The following is a 19672-nucleotide window of genomic DNA, read 5'->3' on the forward strand; positions in this document are numbered from 1 at the left end:
TGAGTCCTCGGGTGAAGATGCAGCGCGAGCGTCGCAGAAACAGGAAGGCCGGCGCAAGGGCCGGCCTTCGTCGTTCTCGATATTCGCGCGCCTAATGCGCCGGGGCGGGCACCCCGCCGGCCTGAGGCTCCGGCGTCGGCGGTGGCAGCGAAGGCGTGCCATCGGCGAGACGGGTTTCGGTCGGCGTCGGCGTCGCCGCGTCGTCCTCGTCGGTGTGCTTGCGGTGGGCGCTGGAGAGATAGGTGTAGAACATCGGCACGACGAACAGCGTGAACACCGTGCCGATCGACATGCCGGCGGCGATGACGACACCCATCGCGAAGCGGGCCTTGGCGCCGGCGCCCACGGCCGTGATGAGCGGCACCACGCCGAACACCATGGCCGCGGTGGTCATCAGGATGGGCCTGAGGCGCACCTTCGCCGATTCGATGATCGCCGCTTGCTTGTCCAGCCCGCGCTCCTCGCGAAGCTGGTTGGCAAACTCCACCATCAGGATGCCGTGCTTTGTGATGAGGCCGACCAGCGTGATCAGACCGACCTGGCTGTAGATGTTGATCGTGCCTCCGGAGAGCGCCGGTACGGCGAAGGCCATGCGCGAGCAGACATTCAGCACCGCCACCGCGCCGAAGATCGAGAGCGGCACCGACATCATGATGATGAGCGGATCGCGGAAGCTCTCGAACTGCGCCGCGAGCACGAGATAGATCACCACGATGGCAAGGCCGAACACGATGAGCAGCGTGTTGCCCGTCTCGATCTCGGTTCGCGACTGGCCGGCATACTCCAGGAAGAAGCCCTGCGGCATCGTCTGGTTGGCGATCTCCTGCAGGGCCGCGAGGCCCGCACCGGAGGTGATGCTCGGAACCGGCAAGGCGGACAGCGTCGCCGAGTTCAGCTGGTTGAACTGTTCGATCGCGGGGGCGGAGCCCTGCGTCGAGACCGAGACGACGGCCGACAGCGGCACCATCTTGCCGGACTGCGAGCGGACGAAGAACGTTCCGAGGCTTTCCGGGTTGTTGCGGAACTGCTGCGGCACCTGCGTGATGATGTCGTAGGCGCGGGCCTCGCGGTCGAACTTCGAGATCCCGTTCTCGCCCACCAGCAGCGTCAGCGTGTTGCCGATATCGGCGACCGAGACGCCGAGCGAGGCGGCACGGGCGCGGTCGATGGTCAGGTTCACCTTCGGCGTGTCGAACGACAGCGAGTTCTGCACGACAATGAACTTGCCGGAGGCCTGGGCCTTGTTCTTGATCTGCTCGGCTACTTCGTAGACGCGATCGGCCGGCGCGGTCGACTGGATGACCATCTGGATCGGCAGGCCGCCGCCGGTTCCCGGCAGCGAGGGGACGCCGAAGGCGAAGGCCTGCACGCCTGCGACCTTGTCGAGGCGGGCCTGGAAGTCCTGCTGGACCTGTGCCTGCGAGCGCGTGCGCTGGTCCCAGGGCTTCAGCACCATGCCGGAGAAGGCGGAGTTGGCGCTGCCGCTGCCGGCTATCGAGAACAGGGCGTCGCGTTCGGCGATGTCCTTGGTCCGGTCGGCGATCTGGTCGACATAGTGCTGCGTGTAGTCGACGGTCGCATATTGCGGCGCGTTGATCACCGCGAACATCGCGCCCTGGTCTTCCTCGGGGGCGAGCTCGGAGGTCGTGTTCATGAAGAGGAAGACGACGGTGCCGAGCACAACCGCGACGATCATCAGCGTGATCGGCCGGACCTTGAGCGAGCCTTCGAGACGGCGGGCATACCAGCTCGCGAAGGCCTCGAAGACGTGGTCGATGAACTTCTGGATGCGGCCGCCGCCTGGCTTCAGCAGCCGGGCCGCCATCATGGGCGCGACCGTGACTGCGACGAAGCCGGAGATGATGACCGCGCCGGCGAGCGTGAGCGCAAACTCGCGGAACAGCGCGCCGGTGACGCCCTGCGTGAAGGCGATTGGCGCGTAGACCGCGGCGAGGGTGATCGTCATCGACACAACGGCCGAGAAGATCTCCTGCATGCCCACGATGGCCGCCTTCATCGGCTTGAGGCCTTCCTCGATGTGGCGGTGGATATTCTCCACCACCACGATCGCGTCATCGACCACGAGGCCGATGGCGAGCACCATCGCGAGCAGCGTCAGCGTGTTCAGCGAGTAGCCCAGCGCCCAGAGCAGGAAGCAGACGCCGACCAGCGACAGCGGGATCGTGACGATCGGGATGATGACCGAGCGGAACGAGCCGAGGAACAGGAGGATGACGACGACGACGATGAGCGCCGCCTCGAGGATCGTGTGCAGAACCTCCTCGATCGAGGCACTGATCGCCTCCGTCGAGTCGTAGACGAGATCGATCGTCATGCCGGCGGGCAGCGAGGACTGGATCAACGGCAGCTCGGCGCGGACGCCGGCCGAGACGTCGAGCGGGTTGGCCGACGGCGTCTGGTAGATGCCGAGGAACACGCCCTCCTCGCCGTTGAAGCGCACCCGCGTGTCGTTGGACGCGGCCGCGAGTTCGACCCGCGCGACGTCGCGCAGCCGGACGACCTCGTCGCCATTGGTGCGGATCGGCAGCGCGCCGAAAGTCTCGGCGTCCTGCAGCGTCGTCTTCGCCTCGATCGAATAGGCGTAATAGTCGTTCTTCGTCTTGCCGGGGGCGGAGAGGAAGTTCGAGCTCTGGATAGCGGTCAGCACATCGGTCGCCGTGACCTGGCGCGAGGCCATGGCCATCGGGTCGAGCCAGACTCGCATCGCGAACTCCTGCGCGCCCAGCACCTCGGCATTGGCGACGCCGTTGACGGTCGCGAAGCGAGGCTGGATGACGCGGATCAGGTAGTCGGTCAGTTGCTGCGTGTTCATGGTCTCGCTGCGGGCGGCGAGATACATGAGCGCGAAGGTGAAGCCAGTGCCCTTCTGGATGACCGGGTCCTTGGCTTCGGTCGGCAATTCGCCGCGCACCTGCTGGACCTTGGCGATGACCTCGGTCAGCGCCTTGTCCGGATCCGTGTTGAGGCGCATGTGCACCGACACGGTCGAGAGGCCGAGCGCCGAGGAGGACGTCACATAGTCGACGCCCTCGGCCGCGGACACCGACTTGGTGATGGTCGCGGTGATGAAGCCCTGGATCACGTCCGAGCTGGCGCCTGGATAGGCCGTCGTGACCGTGATCACGGTCTCGTCGACCTTCGGATACTGGCGAATGGACATCGAGAGGATGCCCTGCGCGCCGAGGAGCAGGATGAGGAAGCTGACGACCGTCGAGAGGACCGGCCGGCGGATGAAGATCTCGGAGAAATTCATGGCTGCACGGCTCCGGCCGGCTTGACGGCGCCCTCAGGCGGCTCGCCATCCTTGTCGATGGCGACCGGGCTGCCGGGCGAAAGCTTGTTCTGGCCCGAGGTCGCGATCAGCTCGCCGGGCGTGACGCCCTTGACGATCTCGATCGTGTCGCCCGAGCGGCGGCCGGTCGTTACGAAGACCTGCTTGGCGACGAATTCGGGCGGCGGGGGCGCCGGCTGCGCTGCGGCATCTCCAGCGGCGGCGTCGGCAGGCTTCGCAGCCGGCGGCGGCGCCTTCTCGATCACATAGACATAGGTGCCGTAGAGGCTGATCGTGACCGCCGTCTGCGGCAGCGCGAGGACGTTGCTCTCGACCGGCAGGTCGATGCGCACATGGATGAACATGCCGGGACGCAGCGCGCCGTCGGAATTGGTCAGCTCCGCCTGGACGCTCACGAGGCGCGAGGCCGGGTCGATCTTCGGATCGATGCCGGTGATCGCGCCCTTGTAGGGAAGGTTGTCGGCTTCCATGCCGAACTGGACGGTCTGGCCGATCTTCAGCGAGCCGAGCTGCTGCTCCGGCACGGTGAAGTTGACCTTCATCGTGTCGAGATTCTGGAGCGTCGCAACGACGGTCGCGGGCTGGACATACTGGCCGACATCGATGCGCGCGATGCCGATCGTGCCGGCGAAGGGCGCCTTCACCGCCTTCTGGTCGATGGTCGCCTCGAGCTGCTGAAGCGTGCCCTTGGCCTTGTCCAGGTTGTTCTGCGCGTCCTGCAGCGAAGCGATGGTGCCCACCTTGCGGTCGAGCAGCTGCTGGGCGCGGGCCAGCGCCTCCTGGGCGACCGCGACCGAGGTCTGGGCGGACCCGAGATTGGCGCGCTCGACCGCATCGTCGATCTGCACCAGGAGCTGTCCGGCCTCGACCTTGTCGTTGGCCTTGAACAGGATCTTCTCGACGATGCCGCCCGTCTGGACGGCGACGTCGACGCCCTGCGAGGCCGCGACCGTGCCGACGGCGTCGATGCCGGGGCTCCACGTCGTCGGCTTCACCTCGATGGCGGAGACGGTGACGACCGGCCGGGGCATGTTGGCGAAGAACTGCGCCATCGCCTTGTCGGAGAACATGTTCAGCCCGATCAGCGCGCCGCAGATGACGACGACGATGATGAGCAGGACAAAAGCGATGACGATCCGCAGGACCTTACTCAGCATGACCCAATCCAAGTTTCGGGCTTGCGCCCAGCCTGTGCCTCTCGGGCGGCCCTTCATGCGGCGCAGGCGCGCAGCAGCGCAGTCGCCGCTTGATCGGGCATCCGGAAAGAGTGTACCGTCTGGACGGTCAAGTCAACATGTTGCGCCGCAATAGATCGAATTGCGCGGTTGCATTGCCGAACGGCAACAGTCGTCGGCCAAGGAGAAGGCGTGGACCTGGAACAGAGCCCTAAAGTACCCCGCGGGGCGACCCGCGAGCGGATCATGGAAGCGGCGACGGCCGTCGCCCACGCCGTCGGACCAGCCCATCTGTCGCTGGAGGCCGTGGCCGAGCAGGCCGGTGTCTCGAAGGGCGGCCTACTTTATCACTTTCCAACCAAAGCGTCTCTCATCAAGGCGATCGTCGAGCGGCATCTGGAGACGGTCGCGACGGCGGCCGGAATCCCGGCCTGCGGGGGCGACGCCGATGCCGACGGGGACGGGGTGGCGCTTCGCATGATGCGGGCTTTCCTGCTGACCCCGGTCGCCAAGCCAGGCGGGGCGCAGGGTTTCCTCGCCGCAATGGCCGAGACCCCGGAAATGCTGGACCCGATCCGGCAGCACAATGAGCGGGTCGCGGCCTGTCTGCGCCGGGCGCATGAACCCGAGATCGCGATGATCGCCTTCCTCGTGGTCGAGGGGCTGCGCTGTCTGCAGCTCTTCGACGCCAATCCGCTGACCGAGGAGGAGATCGGCCGCATCTTCGCGACGCTCGATCGCATTCTCGGCTGCCCGGCCGAGACCGCCTGAGGATCAGCGCGCCGGCCGGCGCGCGAAGGGTTTCAGGATCGGGACGGCAGCCGGAAGCAGCAGCATCACCGAGATGACGGCGAAGGCGGTGAGGGCCACGAAAGCATCGGCGAGGCCGATCATGTCGGAGAGGCGGCCGAGCAGCAGCACCGGCAGGCTGTTCGAGAGATACGCCGTCACATAGAAGGCCGAGACATAGGTCGCGCGGCGGTCCGGCGGCGCGACGCGGTTGACGACGCCGGCCGCGCCCACGAAGGCGGCGCCATAGCCGATGCCGACCAGCACGGTTCCTGCGACGAAGAGCGCGGGCGCGGCGATTTCGATCGCCAGCGCGCAGAGCGCCATCGCGGCCGCGATGATGCCGCTTCCGATGACCAGCGCCTTCGGCGAGGCGACGCTGCCGAAACCCATCTGGCTGATGCCCCCGACGAGTTGGAACACCGTGACGATCAGGCCCGCCGTGGCGACGGAGCGAGCGCCGAGCAGATCGCGCACGAAGCTCGGACCGAGCGCGGCGAAGCACGAGCCGACCGCCCAGGCGATGAAGACGGCTGCGGCCGCGATGGCGAAGCCGGCGATCCGCGGCGGCTGCGCCGAACCATCGGCCGCCGTAGCGGAGAGCGGCGGACTGCCGGCGCTCCGCCGCGCCGGAAACGGCACCGCGACAAGGCCGGCGAGCGCGACCAGCGACAGCGCCGCCACGATCAGGAAGGGGAGGCGGAGCGGATCGAGATCGAGCGCAAGGCAGGCCGAGGTGATGACCGGGCCGAGGGCGCAGGCGATGGTGAAGACCGAGGTGGCGAGCGTCGCCGAGCGGCGGGCGTCGAGCTTCGGATCGAGCTCCAGCAGCGCCGCGCTCGCCGTTCCCGCGACGCCGCCCGTGCCGGCGCCGGCCAGGAAGCGCCCGAGAAAGAGGTGCTCGAGGTCGGACGCCGTTCCGAAGACGAGCGAGCCGGCGATGACGAGGAGCAGCGCGCCGCAGATGACGATGCGCCGGTCCGGCAGGCGGTCCGAGAGGCGGCCGAGCACCAGCAGCGCCAGAAGCGTGCCGCCGGCATAGGTCGCGAAGACGGCGCTGATGGTGAAGGTGTCGAGCGACCAGAGCTCGCGATAGACGGCGTAGAGCGGCGACGACGCAGTGCTGTTCAGCAGCGCGACCATGATCGCGAGGGCGACGAAGCCGCGGGCGGGAATGTTGCGGGAGGCGGGCACTCGGGAACCGGCTGGCGCGGAAGCGGCGCGCATGGGCGGACGACCGGGGGTGCCGCCGCGATGCTTCGCCCCGTTATAGGTCGTCACTGAAGCGGATGCACGTGCCTTCGGCGCATGCGCGCCATGCGCTGTGTTCAGGCCGGCTCGGCCTCCACGCGGGCGGCGTCGGCATCTGCGGGATCGGCAGGGCGGCGGTTGCCGGCCTCGCCATGCTCCTCGCCATCGTCCTCGGCTGGCTCCTCCGGCTCGTCGATGCTTGCCGAGAGGTTCTTCTCGATCTGGCGCAGCAGCTTTCGCAGCCGCTTAACGTCCTTCTCGTCGATGCCGACGAGCGCTTCCTTCTCGAGTCGCTTCCAGCCGCGATCGACATCGGCGATCGTCTCGCTGCCCTGCGCGGTGAGGAAGACATGCGCCTGACGGCCGTCGCCCTTGGAGGCACGACGCTCGACATAGCCCTGTGCGGCAAGCCGGCTCACCATCTTGGTGACGGTCGGCGGCTGGACCGAGAGGGTCTGCGCCAGCTGGCTCATCGACAGCCCGTCCTGCTCGGCCAGCGCCTTCAGGACGCTTTCCTGGCCGGGATGAAGCCCGATCCTGACGAGATGCATGCCGGACCGGCCGCGGGCGGCGCGGGCCGTCTGCGCGAGGCGGAAGGTGATGGTCTTGCGATGGTTGAAAGCCATGATGCGGAACCATGCCGAAGGATCATGTCCGCTTGATGACACGGCAAAGCATCGGAAAGCATCGGGCGAGGCCGCGGCCGCTTCAGCGCTGCAGGCGCAGTCCGATCGTGGCGGTCGTGGTCGGATAGGAGCCGCCGTCGCTGGCGCTCTGGAAGTATTCCTGCTGCAGGCGGCCGACCAGCCAGGCCTCGCGGTTGAGCTTCCAGGTGCCCTGCAGCGCAGCCTCGTAGGTCACCTGGTTCACGTCGAAGTCGAGATAATGCTGGTACTGGTAGCCAAGGTCGGCCTCGAGCGTGAAGTTGCGGCGGATATAGCGCTGCACTTGCAGGCCGAGATCGTAGACGATCGTGCTGGAAGCGTTGATGTCGTAGGCCGGATCGACGTAGGTCGCCGCCAGCAGGGCAACCTGCGTCAGCGGCGTCGGTGACCAGATCAGCGAGGCGTCGATGGTTGGCAGGTCGAAGGAATCGAACTGCGAATCGACATATTGCTGATGCCGCCAGCCGAGCGCGATCTCGCCCTTGAGGATCGGGTCGGCCGAATAGGCGAGGCCGCCCCTCAGCGTGATCCCGTTCGAATTGCGGCTGTAGCCGAGCGGGTCGGTGGGGCGGTTGAAGATGCGCGAGGACAGCTCCGCCTCGACGAAGGGGGCCAGCGTCGGCGAGACCTTGTAGCCGACGCGGACGGCGCCGTTGACCAGCGTGTTGTCCAGATAGGCCTGCGTGACCGTGATGTCGCCGACCTCGACGGGGTCGTAGCCGGTATAGGTCGCGGTGCCGCGCAATTGCAGGATGGTGTTGCCGACGGATCCGTCGAGCGTCGCGCCGCCATCATAGGTGCTGACGCCGGGCGGGTTGTCGACATTGCCGGGATAGCCGAGCTGGTTGGTCGACTGCGTGTCGTAGGTGTAGTCGGCCTTGAGGCGCAGCGCCCAGTCCCGCGGCAGGTCGATGCGGCCGTTGGCCTCGACATAGAGATAGGGATCGGGCGAGACCGTGGTGTCGGTGAAGTATTCGTAGGCGCCCTTCAGGCGGAACTGGAAGTCGTGCCGGTCCCAGTTCGACTGCAGCAGGATGTCCGGCGCCAGCGTCACGAGGCCGGATGGGCCGCCGGTGCTGACCTGCGCCGCGTTGGAGGTATAACCGCCGCGCAGCTCGAGCGCCGGAAACAGCGTGAAACTGCCGACGGCGATGCCGGTGGGGTCATAGGCGGTCTCGTCGCGCGCGTCGGCGGTTTTCTTCCGCTTCGCCGTTCCATCCTCCTCGTTTCCGGTGACGGGCTGCTCGGCGGCCTGGCGGGTGACGCGGCCCTGCGACTCCTCCGCCGCATCCGTCGTCGTCGTACGGAGCGTGCCGACATCGATCGCCTCGATGCCCTGCACCGGCGAGATCTCCACCGGCTGTCCCGGATCCGTGCCGCGCAGGGTCGAGAAGTCGTCGGCCGTATCGAAACCGATCCCGGGGCCGCTCCCCGCCGGCACCCCCTGCGCAAGCGCGTGCCCGACCGGCGCGAGCATGCCGAGCAGCGCCGCGTGGAGCAGGGTGCGGGAGAGGGGACGCATCGGCCTTCGGACGTCCTTGCCTGACCGGGCTCTGGCGGCCCGGTTTCATGGTTTCCGAAATGTAAACAGGCTTGGTTAAGAGATGGTTTTCAGGAGGCTACCCAGAGCGGTTGTCACGGCTCCTTGCGGGCAGGGCGCCAGGCCGTGCTAAACGGAGGCGTCAATTCGAACAGGCGCGGAGTGGCGGCGATGGAGCGGCAGCGGAGCGGGGAAACGGAGGCGGGGGACGCGCTCGCCTCGGCGCTGCGGACGCTTTCGAGCGAGACCGCGGGCCTTGCCGCGCTCGGCCGGGCGCTGGAGGACGAACTCGCGGCGAGCTTCGTCGCCGTGGTCGCGCTCATCCGCCGGGCGACCGGACGGGTCGTGGTCACCGGCGTCGGCAAGAGCGGGCATGTCGGCGTCAAGATCGCCTCGACGCTCGCCTCGACCGGAACGCCGGCCTTCTTCATGCACGCCGCCGAGGCCAGTCACGGCGATCTCGGCATGGTCGGCAAGGACGACGTGATCCTCGCGCTTTCATGGTCGGGCGAAACGGCCGAGCTTCGTGCCATCGTCGAGTTTGCCGGCCGCTTCCGCAATCCGCTCGTCGCGATGACCGCCAATGCCGAGAGTTCGCTCGCCCGGCAGGCCGATCATGTGCTGCTGCTGCCGCGCGCCGACGAGGCCTGCCCGCACGGTCTCGCGCCGACCACCTCGGCGCTGATGCAGCTCGCGCTCGGCGATGCGCTTGCCATCGCGCTGCTTGAGGCGCGCGGCTTCACCGCGCAGGATTTCCGCCTCTATCATCCGGGCGGCAAGCTCGGCGCGAGCCTGCATTTCGTCACCCATGTCATGCATGCCGGCGCGGCGATGCCGCTCGTTCCGGCCGGGACGGTGATGGCGGCGGCGATTGCCGAGATGACGGCCAAGCGCTTCGGCTGCGTCGGTGTGGCCGACGGCGAGGGGCGCCTCGTCGGCATCGTCACCGACGGCGATCTTCGTCGCCATATCGGCCCCGACCTGCTCGAGCGGCCGGTGGAAGCGGTGATGACGCGCGATCCGAAGACCATCCCGCCCGACATGCTGGTCGGCACGGCGATCGACCTGCTCAATACGACGCGGATCACCGCCTTCTTCGTGGTCGAGAATCGCCGCCCGATCGGCATCCTGCACATGCACGATCTGCTGCGGCTCGGCGTCGCCTGAGCTCAGGCCGCGACCACCTTCAGCCGCGCGCCGTCATGGCCGACGACGCGGATGGTGGTTCCGGCCGGCAGGTCGGGCCCTTCGACGCCCCAGCTCGAATCGTCGACCCGGATGCGGCCGCGCCCGCCCTCGATCGCATCGGCGAGCGGAAAGGTGAGGCCGACGAGCCGCGCCGCGCGGTCGTTGAGGCGGAGATCGTCCTCGGCGGTCGCCCGGCGGACGGCGATGCGCCGACCGATCAGGACGAAGATCGACGCGAGAACCACGAAAAGGACCGCCGCGACCTGCCAGGGCAGATCGACGGCCAGAGTCGCGAGGCCGACGACGACGGCCGCAAGGCCGAGCCACATCAGGAAAGCGCCGGGCGCGAACAGTTCGAGGCCGAGCAGCACGAGGCCGGCGACGATCCAGCCCCAGGGGCCAGCGACGAAGTCGAGGTTCATTCGCCGGTTGCTCCGCTGCGCGGGACGGTCGGGCCGCGACGCTGCTGCGGCCCGGAATGCGGCTCGCCGCCGAAGGCCTCGCGCGCGATCTCGGCGACGCCGCCGATCGATCCCAGCAGCGCCGAGGCCTCGATCGGCAGCATCAGCACCTTCTGGTTGGGCGCGGAGGCGAGCGCCTCGATCGCCTTGGTATAGCCCTGCGCCACGAAATAGTTGATCGCCTGCACGTCGCCCTCGGCGATCGCCCGGCTGACGAGCTCGGTTGCCTTCGCCTCGGCCTCGGCGGCGCGCTCGCGCGCCTCTGCATCGCGGAAGGCCGCCTCGCGCCGGCCTTCGGCCTGCAGGATCTGCGCCTGCTTCTCGCCTTCGGCGCGCAGGATGGCAGACTGGCGAAGCCCCTCCGCTTCGAGGATCTGCGCGCGCTTCTCGCGCTCCGCCTTCATCTGGCGACCCATGGAATCGACGAGATCGGCCGGCGGTACGATGTCCTTGATTTCGATGCGGGTGACCTTGATGCCCCAGCTCGCCGCGGCGCTGTCGACAACGCGCAGCAGGCGGTCGTTGATCTCGTCGCGATGCGACAGCAGCTGGTCGAGATCCATCGAGCCCATGACCGTGCGCACATTGGTCATGGTGAGGTTGAGCAGCGCATTCTCCAGCCCGCGCACCTCATAGGCGGCGCGCGCGGCATCCAGCACCTGGAAGAACGTCACGCCGTCGACGCTGACGGTGGCGTTGTCCTTGGTGATGATTTCCTGGGTCGGAACGTCGAGCACCTGCTCCATGACGTTCAACTTCGCGCCGACACGGTCGATGAAGGGCACGATCAGATTGAGGCCAGGCTTCAGCGTCCGCGTGTAGCGGCCGAAACGCTCGATCGTGTAGTTGAAGCCCTGCGGCACGGTCTTCACGCCGGCCGCCAGCACGAGAACCACGAGCGCGACGAGCACCAGCACCGTCACGTTCAAGCCGAAGACATCCATGCGCGACCCCTCCGCCCCGGGACGAAGCTTCGCGGATTTCGGACGCAGACGCAATCAGGCCTGCCTGAACCTCGCGCCAGCGTCGTGATGCCGAGCACCCGGGCCATCTCCGGGACGTCAATGTCCGGGACGAGCCCGGGCATGACGGCGGAAGAGGTGCCGCATCGCTGAACCGTGGCGCAGCCAACGCCGCGCCACGGCCTCGCGCTGACTTACGCGTAGCGGTTGACGATGCCTTCCAGCATTTCCTGCTTGCCCGAGCGCGGCTGCGGATCGGCGATCGTCAGCGCGCGGTCGGCGACCTGGTCGAAGCTCTTCTCTCCGGCGAGGATCGCCTTCGAGTCGGCGCTCGCCCAGCCGGCATAGCGGGCCTCGAGCGGGCCGGTGAGCGCCTTGTCCTCGAGCATCTGCGCCGCGGCGATGAGCGCGCGGGCGCAGGCGTCCATCGAGGCGACATGGCCGATCAGGAGATCGTCCGGATCAATCGACTGGCGGCGGATCTTGGCGTCGAAGTTGAGGCCGCCGGTGGTGAAGCCGCCGCCCTTGAGGAATTCGTGGAAGACCGGCACCAGCTCGCCGACATCCATCGCGAACTGGTCGGTGTCCCAGCCGAGGAGATTGTCGCCGCGGTTGATGTCGAGCGAACCGAAGATGCCGAGCGCGAAGGCCAGCATCACCTCGTGATGGAAGGAGTGGCCGGCGAGGATGGCGTGGTTCTGCTCGAGATTGAGCTTTACTTCCTTGGCAAGGCCGTAGCGCTCCAGGAACCCGTACACCGTCGCGGTGTCGTAGTCATACTGGTGCTTGGTCGGCTCCTTCGGCTTCGGCTCGATCAGGATCGGGCCCTTGAAGCCGATCTTGTGCTTGTAGTCGACGAGCATGTTGAGGAAGCGGCCGAGCTGGTCCAGTTCCTTCTTCATGTCGGTGTTGAGCAGCGTCTCGTAGCCCTCGCGGCCGCCCCAGCAGACATAGTTGGCGCCGCCGAGCGCATGGGTCGCGTCGATCGCCGCGCGGACCTGGCCGACGGCATAGGTGAAGACGTCCGGATCGGGATTGGTCGCGGCGCCGGCCATGTAGCGGCGATGCGAGAAGAGATTGGCCGTGCCCCAGAGCAGGCGGGTCTTCGACGTCTCCATCTTCTTGGCGAAGATGTCCGTGATGACCTTCAGATTGTCGATCGTTTCCTTGAGCGAGGCGCCCTCGGGCGCGACATCGACGTCATGGAAGGCGAAGAAGGGCACGTCCAGCAGGCGGAACATGTCGAAGGCGACGTCGGCCTTGTCCTTGGCGAGCTGGAGCGCGTCGGAACCGTGCATCCAGGGACGCAGGAAGGTCTCGCCGCCGAACGGGTCGCCGCCCGGCCAGGTGAAGGAATGCCAATAGGCGACCGAGAAGCGCAGATGGTCCTCGAGCCGCTTGCCGAGCACGACCTTGTCCTTGTCGTACCAGCGGAAGGCGAGCGGCGAGGTTGCGTCCTGGCCCTCGAACGTGATGGTCTCTTTCTGGGTGAAGAATGAAGTCACCGGCGGTTCCTCCTTGTGGTCTCGAACTCTTGCGGTCTCGAATGATCGCCGGGCTATGAGGACGGTGGCCGCATGAGCCGGGCCGGGATCGACGGCCTTGACCAGAGGGCGTCTGAGGGGCGTACGTCAGGGGCGGAAGAGGCGATACGGCTCAATATTTGATTCGATAATCAAATAAAAACAGCCTCCCCGACAGGATCTCGCGGTCCGTCTGATGCCTGATGGGGGTGGTATACAGGCGGGTTTTGCGGTACGCAACTCAAAAATCGGCGCGGCCTGGTGGTCGTCCTGATGGCCATGTGGAGGAAGAGATGTTTGTCGGGATCGACATTGGGACGTCCAGCGTCAAGACGGTGCTGATGTCCGAGGACGGCGCCGTCATCGCGTCGGAATCGCGGCCGCTCACCGTGCAGCGGCCTCACCCCGGCTGGTCCGAGCAGGACCCGGAGAGCTGGTGGACCGCCACGGTCGAGACTATGGACGCGCTCGCGGCTGCGCATCCTGCCGCCGTCGCGGCGACGAAGGGCATCGCCCTTTCCGGCCAGATGCATGGCGCCACGCTGCTCGGCAAGGACGGCAAGGTCCTGCGCCCGTGCATCCTGTGGAACGACGGGCGTTCGGCGGCCGAATGCGCGGAACTCGAGACTGCCTGTCCCGAGCTGCACGCCATCGCCGGCAATCTCGCGATGCCCGGCTTCACGGCGCCGAAGCTGCTGTGGGTGCGGAAGCACGAGCCGGACATCTTCGCCGAGACGCGCCATGTTCTGCTGCCCAAGGCCTATGTGCGCTACCGCATGACGGGCGACATGGTCGAGGAGATGTCGGACGCCTCCGGCACGCTCTGGCTGGATGTCGGCAAGCGCGACTGGTCGGACGCCGTGCTCGCGGCGACCGGGCTCGATCGCTCGCACATGCCGCGCCTCGTCGAAGGCTCGCAGTCGGGCGGGCCGCTTTCGGCCGATCTCGCCAGGCGCTGGGGAATGACGTCGATCCCGGTCGTCGCGGGCGGCGCCGGCGATAATGCCGCGGCGGCTGTCGGCCTCGGCGCGATCGCCGCCGGCTCGGCCTTCCTCTCGCTCGGCACCTCGGGCGTGCTTTGGGTAACGACCGACCGCTTCCTGCCCAACCCGTCCTCGGCGGTGCACGCCTTCTGCCATGCGCTGCCCGAGACCTGGCATCAGATGGGCGTGATGCTCTCCGCCGCCTCGGCGCTCTCCTGGTATTCGGGCCTCGTCGGCGTCAAGGAAGGCGAATTGCTGGCCGCGCTTGGCGAGAGCGTCCCGGCGCCGTCGCCGGTGCTGTTCCTGCCCTATCTCTCGGGCGAGCGCACCCCGCACAACGACGTTGCGGCCCGCGGCGCCTTCATCGGCCTCGCGCATGAGAGCGACCGGGCGGTGCTGACGCAGGCGGTGCTCGAAGGCGTCGCCTTCGCGACCAAGAGCTGCCAGCAGGTGCTGGAAGCCGCCGGCAGCCATGTCGCCGAGATCGACCTCGTCGGTGGCGGCTCGCGCTCGGCGCTCTGGGCCGGAATCATCGCCAATGTGCTCGGCATTCCGGTCCATACGGTCGAGGACGGCGAGATCGGCGGCGCGTTCGGCGCGGCCCGCCTCGCCCGCATCGCGGCAACCGGCCTTTCGCCCGCCGAGGTCTGCCCGCCTGCCAAGCGGCTGCGCACCTTCGCGCCCGACCGCGCCCTCGTCGATGCCTATGCCGAGCGCTTCGCGCTGTGGAGTCGCCTCTATCCGGCGATCAAGGCGGCGCAGGCGGGGTGAGGGCGCGCGCGGCCGGGCTCGTCCGGCCGCGAAGTCCGTCTTTCGCTAAACCCAGCCCATCAGTTCGCGGCGGGCGAGGTGTTCGAGCAGCGCCATCCCCTCGGGGCTGTCGTTGAGGCAGGGGAGGGCGGCGAAGTGCTCGCCGCCATGCTCGCGGAAGATCTCGCCGTTCTGCATCGCGATCTCCTCCAGCGTCTCGACGCAGTCGGCCGCGAACCCGGGGCTGACGACGGCGAGGCGCTTGACGCCGCTCTTCGCCAGTCCCTCCACCGTCTCGTCGGTGTAGGGCTGTAGCCATTCGGCGCGGCCGAAGCGCGACTGGAAGGTGAGCTTCAGCCGATCCTCCGACCAGCCGAGCCGCTTCCGGAGCAGGCGCGCCGTCTTGTGGCAGTGGCAGTGATAGGGATCGCCCTTGTCGAGATACTCCTTCGGCAGGCCGTGGAACGAGGCGAGCACGATCTCCGGCTCGAAATCGAGCTTTTCCAGCGACTGCGTGATCGAGGTGGCGAGCGCGTCGATATAGACCGGGTCGTCGTGATAGGGCGGCAGCGTGCGCAATGCCGGCTGCCAGCGCATCGCCTTCAGCGCGTCGAAGGCCTTGTCGTTGACGGTCGCCGTCGTCGAGGCCGCATATTGCGGATAGAGGGGCATCAGGAGGATGCGTTCGCAGCCCGCCTTCTGCAGCGCCTCCAACCGCTCGGGGATCGACGGCGTGCCATAGCGCATCGCCCAGTCGACGACGATGCGGCGATCGCCGGCGAAGCGCGGCGCCAACTTCTCGGCCTGGGCACGTGTGATGGTGCGCAGCGGCGATTCGTTGCGCTCCTTGTTCCAGATCGACGCATAGGCATGGCCGGAGCGCTTCGGCCGCGTGGTGAGGATCACGAGATTGAGCAGCGGCCACCAGATCGCCCTCGGCACCTCGATGACGCGCCGGTCCGACAGGAATTCCTTCAGATAGCGCCGCATCGACCAGTAATCGGTCGCGTCGGGCGTGCCGAGATTGACCATCAGCACGCCGATGCGGCCGAAATTCACCGGCGGATGGCCGGGCGGCAGGGCCGTCGCGTCAGGCAGTGCATCCATCATGTGTTCTCGGGTCCCCGGAGCCTCATTGGCGCTGAACATAGGGCCCGCCGCGCGCGCCTCAAACCCCGTGCGGCGATCCGGCGTGACAGCGCGCGGTGCGGTTGACACATTGGGCGTCTAGAGTTCCGCCGTCCCGTCCTGGTTCCAAAGGAGTTCCCGATGATCGCCCTCGCGACAATCCGCCCCGCCGGCGCGCTCCTCGCCGCCCTTCTCGCAACGGCTCTCCCGGCCGCGGCCCTGGCCGAGACCGTGACGCTTCGTTTCGTCCAGACCAACGACATCGACCGCATGGAGGAAGAGAAGGGCCGCGGCGGCTTCGCCCGCGTCGCCGCCGTCGTCGAGGCCGAGCGTGCCAAGGGGCCGACCTTCTTCGTCCATTCCGGCGACACGCTGTCGCCCTCGCTGCTCTCCGGCATCGACAAGGGCGCGCATATCGTCGACATCCTCAACCAGATGGGCGTCGCCGTCATGACGCCGGGCAATCACGAGTTCGACCTCGGCAAGGCGAATTTCGAGACCCGGATCGGCGAGGCGAAGTTCCCGGTCGTCACCTCCAACATGCGCGAGCCGGACGGCAGCCAGCCGCCGAACACCATCGACACGAAGATGGTCGAGGTCGACGGCATCAAGATCGGCTTCTACGGGCTGACGACCGAGGATACGCCGATCGTTTCCAGCCCCGGCGACATGGTGTTCAACTCGTCGATCGAGACGGCCAAGGCACGCGCCAAGGCGCTGCGCGAGGCCGGCGCCGATCTCGTCGTCGGCGTCGTGCATACGCCGCTGTCGGTCGACATCGCGCTCACCCGCGGCCATGCCGGCGATCTCATCCTTTCGGGCCATGACGAGCATCTGCTCGCCTTCTTTGACGGCAAGACCGTACTGACCGAGAGCGGCTCGCAGGGCGACAGCGTCGTCGTGACGACGGTCAGCGTCGACAAGACCGAGAAGGACGGCAAGACAAGCGTCAGCTGGACGCCGCATTTCACCATCGTCGACACCGCGACCGTGACGCCGGACCCGAAGATCGCCGCGGTGGTCAAGGGCTACCAGGACAAGCTCGACGCCGAGCTCAAGGTCGATATCGGCACCAGCGAGACCGCGCTCGACAGCCGGCGGGCGACCGTGCGCGGCGAGGAGGCGGCGATCGGCAATCTCATCGCCGATGCGATGCGCGCCGCCACCGGCGCCGATGTCGCGATCACCAATGGCGGCGGCATCCGCGCCGACCGCGAATATCCGGCCGGTACCGTGCTGACCCGCGCTGATATCTTCGCGGAGCTCCCCTTCGGCAACAAGACGGTGAAGCTCGAGGTGACGGGCGCCGAGCTCAAGGGTGCACTCGTCAACGGCTTCAGCCAGGCCGACATGGGCGGCGGCCGCTTCCCGCAGGTGTCGGGGCTCGCCGTCGAGGTCGATCTCTCGAAGCGGCCGAGCGAGCGCGTCCTCTCCGTGACGGTCGGCGGCAAGCCGCTCGATCCCGCCGCGACCTACACGCTCGCCACCAACGACTTCATGGCCGGTGGTGGCGACGGCTACACCGTCTTCCGCGACGCGAAGGTGCTGCTCGGGCCGATCGATGCGCAACTGATGGCGAGCCAGGTCATCGACTATGTCGCGGCCGAAAAGACGATCGCGCCGAAGGTGGAAGGCCGCATCGTCGAGAAATAGCGATCTGGCGCGGCTCATGAAAAGCGCGCTAGCTTGAGGGATCGGGGCGGCGGGGCGCCGCCCGCTGGAGGGGCTGGCCGACCGGGCGACAAGATCCGGTGGCCGGCATCCGGGAGGGGATCCGATCCATGCCGTTCCTGCTCGCCATGAGCCGGGCGATCGACGCGCTCAACACGCGCATCGGCGCCGTCTGCGACTATCTCGTGCTCCTCGCCGTGCTCATCAGCGCCGGCAACGCCGCATCGCGCTACGCCTTCAGCCTTTCCTCGAACGCCTTCCTCGAGATCCAGTGGCAGCTCTTCGCGGCCATCGTGATGCTCGGCGCCTCGGTGACGCTGAAGAAGAACGAGCATGTGCGCGTCGACATCCTCTATTCCTGGGTGTCCCCGGCGACACGGCTCTGGATCGACCTCGTCGGCATCATCCTGTTCATGCTGCCGGTGCTGGTGCTGCTGTTCTGGCTGTCGGTGCCGTTCTTCGCCGATTCCTTCCGCCTCGACGAGCATTCGGCCAATCCGGGCGGGCTGCCGTTCTGGCCGGTCAAGTTCATGCTGCCGCTCGGCTTCGCGCTGCTCTTCCTGCAGGCGCTCTCGGAGCTCATCAAGCGCATCGCGGCGGTGCGGGGCGTGATCACGCTCGAAACCACCTATGAGAAGCCGCTGCAGTAGGAGACGCGCCGATGTTCTCCTACGGAATCATGCCCCCGGTGATGTTCGCCGGCATGGTGCTGTTCATGCTGATCGGCTTCCCGGTCGCCTTCTCGCTGGCGGCAGTCGGGCTCTTCTTCGGCATCATCGGCATCTTCACCGGCCATTTCACGCCCGAGTTCCTGCAGGCGCTGCCGCTGCGCGTCTTCGGCATCCTTTCCAACGAACTCCTGCTGGCGATCCCGTTCTTCACCTTCATGGGTGCCATCCTCGAGCGCTGCGGGCTCGCCGAGGATCTGCTCGAGGGCACCGGCCATCTCTTCGGCAAGGTACCGGGCGGGCTTGCCTATGCGGTGATCCTGGTTGGCGCGGTGCTCGGTGCAATCACGGGAACAGTCGCCGCGTCGGTCATCGCGATGGGCGTCATCTCGCTGCCGATCATGATGCGCTACGGCTACAACATGCGCATCGCGACCGGCGTGATCGCCGCGTCGGGGACGATCACGCAGCTGATCCCGCCCTCGCTGGTGCTGATCCTCCTCGCCGACCAGCTCGGCCGCTCTGTCGGCGACATGTATCGCGGCGCGATCGGACCGTCCGTGCTGCAGGTGGTCCTCTTCGCGCTGTTCATCCTCGCCGTCTCGATCATGCGGCCGCATTACGTGCCGCCGCTGCCGGCCGATATCCGCGTCCAGCGCGGCTGGCCGCTGATCCGCCGCATCCTCTGGGGCATGATCCCGTCGATCGTGCTGATCTTCCTCGTGCTCGGCACGATCTTCCTCGGTCTCGCGACCCCGACCGAGGCCGGTGCGATGGGCGCCATTGGCGCGCTGGTGCTCGCCGCCATGCATAACCGCCTCACCTGGCCGCTGGTGCGGCAGGCGATGGAATCGACCATGCGCCTGACCTCGATGGTCGTGTTCATCCTGATCGGCTCGACTGTGTTCACGCTGGTATTCCAGGGCGTCGACGGGGCGCACTGGATCGAGCATCTGCTGACCGGCCTTCCCGGAGGTCAGATCGGCTTCCTGATATTCGTCAACATCTTCATCTTCTTCCTCGCCTTCTTTCTCGATTTCTTCGAGATCGCGTTCATCATCATCCCGCTTCTGGCGCCTGTGGCCTCCGCGCTCGGCATCGATCTCGTCTGGTTCGGCGTGCTGCTCTGCGTGAACATGCAGACCTCGTTCATGCACCCGCCCTTCGGATTCGCGCTGTTCTATCTGCGCGGCATCGCACCCCGCGAAGTGAAGAGTTCCGACATCTATCTCGGCGCCATTCCCTGGGTCGCGCTCCAGATCATCCTCGTCGCGATCGTCATCATCTGGCCGGAGACGGTCTCCGCCTTCCTGAAGGCGGAGAAGGCCATCGATCCTTCGACGATCGAGCTCAACGTGCCGATGCCGGACGATCAGGCGCCCGCGGGGGGCGGCGGCAACCCGTTCGGAGAGGAGGGCGCGCAGAACCCGTTCGAGACGCCCGGCGACGCGGCGCCGGCGGCGCCCGATTTCGGCGCCCCAGTCGATGGAGCCCTGCCGCAGCCGGATTTCGGAGCGCCCACGAAGTGACCCTCAGTCGGGTCCTGCGAAGACATCGATGGCCGGGACCAGCCCGGCCATGACGGTCCCAAAGATCGGGATCGCT

General features: G+C 67.3%; 15 protein-coding genes. 6 read left to right on the forward strand and 9 right to left on the reverse strand.

Annotated elements, in window-relative coordinates; all coding sequences use genetic code 11:
* Positions 1–91: 91 nt before the first annotated feature.
* Both QO015_RS15490 and QO015_RS15495 read right to left on the reverse strand, forming a co-directional pair.
* Positions 92–3274 (reverse strand): efflux RND transporter permease subunit, encoded by a 3183-nt coding sequence (locus QO015_RS15490; protein ID WP_266283219.1) that lies wholly within the window; start codon positions 3272–3274, stop codon positions 92–94.
* Complete coding sequence (locus tag QO015_RS15495) at positions 3271–4470, reverse strand: efflux RND transporter periplasmic adaptor subunit (protein ID WP_266283218.1); 1200 nt, start codon at positions 4468–4470, stop codon at positions 3271–3273. Before QO015_RS15495 ends, QO015_RS15490 begins: the two co-directional genes overlap by 4 nt.
* A 264-nt stretch (positions 4471–4734) precedes the next feature.
* On the opposite strand from QO015_RS15495, the gene QO015_RS15500 reads away from it, so the two are divergent.
* Positions 4735–5259, forward strand: a complete 525-nt coding sequence (locus QO015_RS15500; RefSeq protein ID WP_266283217.1) for a TetR/AcrR family transcriptional regulator — start codon at positions 4735–4737, stop codon at positions 5257–5259.
* 3 nt (positions 5260–5262) lie between these two features.
* On the opposite strand, the gene QO015_RS15505 is transcribed toward QO015_RS15500, so the two are convergent.
* The 3 genes from QO015_RS15505 to QO015_RS15515 all read right to left on the reverse strand — a co-directional run bounded on the left by QO015_RS15505 (position 5263) and on the right by QO015_RS15515 (position 8715).
* Positions 5263–6471 (reverse strand): MFS transporter, encoded by a 1209-nt coding sequence (locus QO015_RS15505; protein WP_266283216.1) that lies wholly within the window; start codon positions 6469–6471, stop codon positions 5263–5265.
* A gap of 134 nt (positions 6472–6605) precedes the next feature.
* The gene (locus QO015_RS15510) at positions 6606–7154 is read right to left on the reverse strand and encodes a MarR family winged helix-turn-helix transcriptional regulator (RefSeq protein ID WP_266283215.1); all 549 of its coding nucleotides are present in this window, start codon (positions 7152–7154) and stop codon (positions 6606–6608) included.
* A gap of 82 nt (positions 7155–7236) precedes the next feature.
* Positions 7237–8715 (reverse strand): outer membrane beta-barrel protein, encoded by a 1479-nt coding sequence (locus tag QO015_RS15515; RefSeq protein ID WP_266283213.1) that lies wholly within the window; start codon positions 8713–8715, stop codon positions 7237–7239.
* 189 nt (positions 8716–8904) lie between these two features.
* Here QO015_RS15515 and QO015_RS15520 point away from each other — a divergent pair, with 189 nt between their 5' ends.
* The gene (locus tag QO015_RS15520) at positions 8905–9900 is read left to right on the forward strand and encodes a KpsF/GutQ family sugar-phosphate isomerase (RefSeq protein ID WP_266283212.1); all 996 of its coding nucleotides are present in this window, start codon (positions 8905–8907) and stop codon (positions 9898–9900) included.
* Positions 9901–9902: 2 nt separating this feature from the next.
* Here QO015_RS15520 and QO015_RS15525 read toward each other — a convergent pair whose 3' ends face one another.
* The 3 genes from QO015_RS15525 to xylA form a co-directional block, all read right to left on the reverse strand.
* Positions 9903–10343: an NfeD family protein gene (locus QO015_RS15525; RefSeq protein ID WP_266283211.1), complete on the reverse strand. Its 441-nt coding sequence runs from the start codon at positions 10341–10343 to the stop codon at positions 9903–9905.
* The gene (locus QO015_RS15530) at positions 10340–11326 is read right to left on the reverse strand and encodes an SPFH domain-containing protein (RefSeq protein ID WP_266283210.1); all 987 of its coding nucleotides are present in this window, start codon (positions 11324–11326) and stop codon (positions 10340–10342) included. Before QO015_RS15530 ends, QO015_RS15525 begins: the two co-directional genes overlap by 4 nt.
* 212 nt (positions 11327–11538) lie before the next feature.
* Entirely contained in the window at positions 11539–12849 is a 1311-nt protein-coding gene (xylA, locus tag QO015_RS15535) for a xylose isomerase (protein WP_266283209.1), read from the reverse strand.
* A 311-nt stretch (positions 12850–13160) separates the two neighbouring features.
* Between xylA and xylB the strand changes: the two genes are divergently transcribed.
* The gene (gene xylB / locus QO015_RS15540) at positions 13161–14621 is read left to right on the forward strand and encodes a xylulokinase (protein WP_266283208.1); all 1461 of its coding nucleotides are present in this window, start codon (positions 13161–13163) and stop codon (positions 14619–14621) included.
* Between the two features lie 45 nt (positions 14622–14666).
* Here xylB and hemH read toward each other — a convergent pair whose 3' ends face one another.
* Positions 14667–15710 (reverse strand): ferrochelatase, encoded by a 1044-nt coding sequence (gene hemH, locus QO015_RS15545; protein ID WP_266283207.1) that lies wholly within the window; start codon positions 15708–15710, stop codon positions 14667–14669.
* A 159-nt stretch (positions 15711–15869) separates the two neighbouring features.
* Between hemH and QO015_RS15550 the strand changes: the two genes are divergently transcribed.
* The 3 genes from QO015_RS15550 to QO015_RS15560 all read left to right on the forward strand — a co-directional run bounded on the left by QO015_RS15550 (position 15870) and on the right by QO015_RS15560 (position 19596).
* A complete protein-coding gene (locus QO015_RS15550; protein ID WP_266283206.1) occupies positions 15870–17381 on the forward strand; it encodes a bifunctional metallophosphatase/5'-nucleotidase in 1512 nt (503 codons plus the stop codon).
* Positions 17382–17509: 128 nt separating this feature from the next.
* Positions 17510–18049, forward strand: a complete 540-nt coding sequence (locus QO015_RS15555) for a TRAP transporter small permease subunit (RefSeq protein WP_266283204.1) — start codon at positions 17510–17512, stop codon at positions 18047–18049.
* Between the two features lie 11 nt (positions 18050–18060).
* A complete protein-coding gene (locus QO015_RS15560; RefSeq protein ID WP_266283202.1) occupies positions 18061–19596 on the forward strand; it encodes a TRAP transporter large permease in 1536 nt (511 codons plus the stop codon).
* Positions 19597–19672 lie beyond the last annotated feature (76 nt).

This window comes from Kaistia geumhonensis, assembly GCF_030815145.1.
GTDB classification, from domain to species: Bacteria; Pseudomonadota; Alphaproteobacteria; order Rhizobiales; family Kaistiaceae; genus Kaistia; species Kaistia geumhonensis.

Bases quoted from the DNA above. Each gene is read 5' to 3' on its own strand.
- QO015_RS15495 (WP_266283218.1), bottom strand. From the start codon at position 4,470: ATGCTGAGTAAGGTCCTGCGGATCGTCATCGCTTTTGTCCTGCTCATC.
- QO015_RS15510 (WP_266283215.1), bottom strand. From the start codon at position 7,154: ATGGCTTTCAACCATCGCAAGACCATCACCTTCCGCCTCGCGCAGACG.
- QO015_RS15560 (WP_266283202.1), top strand. From the start codon at position 18,061: ATGTTCTCCTACGGAATCATGCCCCCGGTGATGTTCGCCGGCATGGTG.
- QO015_RS15500 (WP_266283217.1), top strand. From the start codon at position 4,735: ATGGAAGCGGCGACGGCCGTCGCCCACGCCGTCGGACCAGCCCATCTG.
- QO015_RS15490 (WP_266283219.1), bottom strand. From the start codon at position 3,274: ATGAATTTCTCCGAGATCTTCATCCGCCGGCCGGTCCTCTCGACGGTC.
- QO015_RS15550 (WP_266283206.1), top strand. From the start codon at position 15,870: ATGATCGCCCTCGCGACAATCCGCCCCGCCGGCGCGCTCCTCGCCGCC.
- QO015_RS15530 (WP_266283210.1), bottom strand. From the start codon at position 11,326: ATGGATGTCTTCGGCTTGAACGTGACGGTGCTGGTGCTCGTCGCGCTC.
- QO015_RS15520 (WP_266283212.1), top strand. From the start codon at position 8,905: ATGGAGCGGCAGCGGAGCGGGGAAACGGAGGCGGGGGACGCGCTCGCC.
- QO015_RS15525 (WP_266283211.1), bottom strand. From the start codon at position 10,343: ATGAACCTCGACTTCGTCGCTGGCCCCTGGGGCTGGATCGTCGCCGGC.
- QO015_RS15555 (WP_266283204.1), top strand. From the start codon at position 17,510: ATGCCGTTCCTGCTCGCCATGAGCCGGGCGATCGACGCGCTCAACACG.
- QO015_RS15515 (WP_266283213.1), bottom strand. From the start codon at position 8,715: ATGCGTCCCCTCTCCCGCACCCTGCTCCACGCGGCGCTGCTCGGCATG.
- hemH (WP_266283207.1), bottom strand. From the start codon at position 15,710: ATGATGGATGCACTGCCTGACGCGACGGCCCTGCCGCCCGGCCATCCG.
- xylB (WP_266283208.1), top strand. From the start codon at position 13,161: ATGTTTGTCGGGATCGACATTGGGACGTCCAGCGTCAAGACGGTGCTG.